Below are 5,005 nucleotides of genomic sequence, written 5' to 3'. Positions count from 1 at the left end.
ATGAGGAAAGAGAAATTAAAAATAATGGAGTCATTATTAATCCAGAAGCTTTTGAAAGTTTACCAGTCATTACATTTAATAAAACCACTAGTACAGAAGACAGTCATATTTATATCAATGGACAACAGTTCCAAATCGCAAAAGAGGCGGGTGAGGGAATGATCACACTTGATTGCGAGAATGGTATTGCCTATAAGAATGGTGTCAATGTTACAAAGTATTGTTTATTAAATAGTGATGGATATCAACCGTTAGTGTTAAATCCTGGAAGAAACCAAATCAGTTATACCTATATTGATCAATTAAAAATCAAACCAAAATGGAGGACATTAGCAGTATGAGTGTAATTATTTTACATGAAAAAGATGAAACGAATTGGCACTCATTAGGGTTAGGACCGTTGACTGAAGCAATTTCTCCAATGGTGACGAGAGAACGAAACGGGATTTATGAATTAACTTTTCAATACCCTGTATCTGGCAAACTTTTTAAAGAGTTAAAGAGTGGTTTTTGGATCGTAGCAGATGCAGGACCAACACAAGTAGCCCGTAGTCAGCGTTTTGAAATTGCAAGAATTACAAAGCCAATCAATGGGATCGTGACGGTTTATTGTGAACACTATCGTTATAAACTGTTGAGATCTATAGTTAAAATAGGAACAAAATTTACCGGTATTACGGCACAAGCCGCTCTTAATCAATTAGGAATACAAATGGAACCAAAAAGCGATTTTAGTTTTTATAGTGACGTCGTTACTAAATCATCTATCGATTTTTCAGATCCTTCAAAGTTTCAGAATGCACAAGCTGTATTAGGTGGTGTATCTGGGTCAATTTTAGATAATTTTGGTGGAGAATATCTGTTTGATAATCATCAAGTAAAATTATTATCTGAAGCAGGGAAACGAACGAATATCGTTATTGCCTACGGCAAAAATTTAACTGATATTTCACAAGAAGAATCAATTGAAAGTACGTATACCTCCGTTTATGGTTGGGCAAAAACGGGAACAGGAGAGAATGAGAAATTAATTATTCTACCTGAAATTTATATTGATAGCGACTATGTCCACAACTATTCAGAGCGCCGTATTCAAATGGTAGATTTTAGTGACAATGAACCCAAAGATGTTGATGCATTACGAAGTTTAGTGAAATCGTATATTAAGAATAATCGAGTGGGAATTCCGAAAGTAAGTATTCAAGCAAGTTATGTTGATTTAGCAAGTTCTACACTAGATGAACAATTAAAGAATCTTGAAATGATTGACTTATGTGATTGGATTACAATCACATTTAATCAGTTGAATATAAATACTTCTGCACAAATTATTAAGACTGTTTGGAATGTAGCATTGGATCGTTATGAATCAATTGGATTAGGAGATGCTCGGACTGATTTTGCACGTATCATTTCTGAATCAAAGAATGAAACAGAAAAGATCATAGAGAAAGTTACGTGGCTTGATGAAGCACAAAAAGAAGCATCTGATATTATAAAAAATCCAGGGAAGGGTCATGTAGTTATTTATCCTTCTTTAGCAGATCCACAAGAAATTTTAATTATGGATACGACAGATGTGAGAACAGCTAAAGATGTTTGGCGCTGGAATGATGGTGGTTTAGGCTTTAGTTCAACTGGTTACAATGGGACTTATGGTTTAGCTATGACATCTAATGGGGCGATTGTTGCCGATAGGATTACTGCAGGTACATTACGAGCAATTGACATCATTGGTGTAGCTATCAGAGGTAGTTCAATAGTATCTGAAAATGGCGATAGTCAGATTGTAATTGATGATGGAGCCATTAAAAATTTATGGAAAGGAAATCTTTTTTCTGAAACGACCGGCGGCGCCTTCCGTCTGTTTAAATCCAATGGAAAAGATGTTTTAGGTGGTTTATATCGTACATTTCATGAGGCAACTAACAGAGAATATTTAAATTTATCTGCTTATCCTGGGACGGATCTATGGCTTGGTAGATATGATCGTGATACAGATGGGCATATTGGTTCTTTAAAAGTAGATGGCAATACAGGAGAAATCAGCTTATCACAAACTACTCTAGCTACAGATATGAACGGAGATAACAAAGCTATTCGTAATATTTGGTTAACGGGATTAAAAGTCCCCAATAATTCTCCCGTCAATTTTTATTCTTCTTTAAATATGAATGGTTATCCTATCCTAAATCAATCAGATATTCGATTAAAAGAAAATATTGTTCCTTCGGAAATTGATGGGATTGAAGAAACAAAAAAACTAAATTTTGTAGAGTTTAATCGTAAACAAGATTACCAAAATAAAAATAAACAAGCACAACCAAATAAAAAAAGAGAGCTAGGATTGATTGCACAATATACACCTTTTCTGTGTTCAGATATTGATCAACAAGAAGATAACTATTTAAGAATTGATGTAAATAAACAAATCATGCTGAATAGTTTAACAAATAAGCAATTAATTCAAAAGATTGAAGTACAAGAGAAACGTATAAAAAAATTAGAAAAAATTATTGAAGGGATTGTAGAAAATGAGCAATAGAAGTATAAATTTGGATTTTTCTAAAACTCCAGTAGCACCAGTTATTATTTATGGAAGAGTTGGAGATAATGGGTTACAGACAATTACTGTACATTTGAGTAATTTTAATGAACCAATGGATTTAAGAGACGGAGTTCTTGCGTTTGAAGGATTGATTTCAGACGGCCAGAAAAAAATTATAGATTCCGAAGGAATCACAGCAGATCCTGAAAAGTTGATTGAAGGGACATTTGAGTACACATTTCCTAGCGCAGCATTTTCTATGGAAGGAATATATAAACGAGCGTATTTTTCTTTTCAAAAAGAAGGTAAAAGAAATACAACCGGTGATTTCAAGATCATTGTTTTAGGAAATACAGATATTGATGTGGAAGAGGCGGAATCGATTATCACAGAATACAATAAGTTGATTGATCAACTTAATGAACTTTATACTCAAACTACTGAGAAAGTTACTGGAGAGTATGAGCAATTCCATCAACAGGTTACGGAAAGCGTGACTGAAATCAATGAATTAATTAACAATACGAAGATCGATTTGCAAGGTTTAAAAGATAAGGTAGCTGAACTGAAACATATAGTTGAAAACTTAGAGAATTTATCCGTCGTGTATAGTGATAGTATTAATTTTGGAAACTATGATTATTCGGGGAATCCTAATATTGCACCTTTAATCAATGATAACAACGTGATGTCTTTACTTAATACTGTGACAAAAGTAACGCCTAAAGGTACGTATGCCACAGCAGAAAAAATCGCAGATGGCGACTTATCAGTAGGGGTAGGTATGATTCCATGGTCAAGATATGATTTTACTCCACTAACAGTAGGTAAGCAATACACTTTAACTATTCCTATAAGAATAAATGAAGACTACACTGGCGATATTTCAAAATTATATATTAGACTACGCTGTTCAAATGAAGATGGAGGTGTTTTAGTAAGCACAAAACTTATTCCAACTAACACCTCTAAAGCAGAGTTCGTAAATATTTCAACTACCTTCACTGTTCCATCTACAGTGAAAAAATCAAATAATTGGTATTGTCAAGTTGGTAGTTATGGTGACAGTGTTGATACAAGGGGGACTGTAGATATTGGATATGAAGTTAAACTTGAAGAAGGATCAACAGCTACCCCATACCAGCCTAACTTGCTTGACGCACCATACTATTTAAGTAAAACGCCGTTGGGTGAAAATATTGCAGACCCTGCTGTACAATTCCCTATTAAAACGAGTGCATATAACGTATACCAAAAGGATATGAAAGAACCGTTTACGGCTGGTCAAACATATACGTTAACTATTAAAGCTACTAAAGCATCTACTCAAACATTTATGGTCTACAATGAAGGCATTGGAGATTTTTATTATGGTAATTTAAAAACAATTGAAGGGCTTTCTGACATGTGGTTACTAACATTTACACCACAAAAAGTCAGCGCTACGTTCCCTAAGCGCTTAACTATTATTCAGTACCCACAATCAACATTAGGCGCATGCCAAATTGACTGGTTAAAAATCGAAAAAGGAGATACACGAACACCAAATATCCAACAATACAAATATTTTGGTACAGGAATTAAAGATAGTGACGATCCAAATGACTTTGTATGGGATTTGACTCCTGAATATATAGAAGCGAATTTTGCTAAGGAAACAGATGTAAAAACAAACACCAATAACATCAAAATGTTAATTGATGATTTAAGAGTAGTGACGGCGAATGTTGCTTGGATGAAAAATAATACCTATGTTTTAGGAAAATGGCAAGATTTACCATTAGCAGGAGGCTATCAAGGGGGAGATGGAACTATTCCTAAGTATCGAATTGATACAATAGATGGTCATAAAAAACTATCATTCAGTGGTGCAGTAACCACAACAAATAATACATTGCCTAGCCAATCACAACAACATGCTATTTCTACACTACCAAAGGAACTTATTCCTTCTGATACTAAAATGGGCATAGGACCAACTAATTTATTGAGTACTTCATGTAGAATAGCTGTCACTAGCGCAGGAAATCTATATGTAGGAAATGACAGTGGCAAAGATGTTAAATATTGTTATTTAGACACATTTTCATATTGGTTAGATTGAAGAATATAAAACCATTTAGTAGCGTACTCAAATGAGTACGCTTTTTATTTTTATGAAAGGAAGAAAATAAGTGAATACAATGATAGAACTGTTGAAAAATCAACTTTTAAAAATGAGTCATGACGGTAGTTGGGTATTTGGTGCAGTTGGTGGGGGAATTTCTTTTGTGTTTCCTGATTGGATTACATCAAAGAAATTAGGTATTGAGCATGCGGTTGTTATTGGAATATTATTAGCAGTTTTTCTTATGGAATGGGCTGTGGGGTCTAGTTTAGCCAAACTATCGACAAGTAAAAAGAAAAATAGTACGACTCTGATCGATTCAGCTATTCGAGATTTTATAATCTTGGTGA

The 5,005-nt window shown here is 34.0% G+C and carries 2 protein-coding genes and 2 pseudogenes; all 4 read left to right on the top strand.

Going from position 1 to position 5,005, the window contains the following annotated elements:
* Positions 1-341: pseudogene (locus DVW83_RS14145) on the top strand (phage tail protein); the annotation flags it as partial.
* Complete coding sequence (locus tag DVW83_RS14140; RefSeq protein ID WP_137239594.1) at positions 338-2,545, top strand: phage tail spike protein; 2,208 nt, start codon at positions 338-340, stop codon at positions 2,543-2,545. The pseudogene DVW83_RS14145 and the gene DVW83_RS14140, both read left to right, overlap by 4 nt.
* Positions 2,535-4,652, top strand: coding sequence for a BppU family phage baseplate upper protein (locus DVW83_RS14135; protein ID WP_137239592.1), 2,118 nt, complete (start codon positions 2,535-2,537; stop codon positions 4,650-4,652). Before DVW83_RS14140 ends, DVW83_RS14135 begins: the two co-directional genes overlap by 11 nt.
* Positions 4,653-4,722: 70 nt before the next feature.
* Positions 4,723-5,005 (top strand): annotated as a pseudogene (locus DVW83_RS14130) (phage holin family protein); the annotation flags it as partial.

Source organism: Enterococcus sp. VV15, assembly GCF_005236045.1.
Classification (GTDB): Bacteria; Bacillota; Bacilli; order Lactobacillales; family Enterococcaceae; genus Enterococcus_B; species Enterococcus_B durans.
The sequence above is the reverse complement of the archived record's forward strand: the minus strand, read 5'-3'. Positions and strand labels throughout refer to the sequence as shown.

Bases quoted from the DNA above. Each gene is read 5' to 3' on its own strand.
- DVW83_RS14140 (WP_137239594.1), top strand. From the start codon at position 338: ATGAGTGTAATTATTTTACATGAAAAAGATGAAACGAATTGGCACTCA.
- DVW83_RS14135 (WP_137239592.1), top strand. From the start codon at position 2,535: ATGAGCAATAGAAGTATAAATTTGGATTTTTCTAAAACTCCAGTAGCA.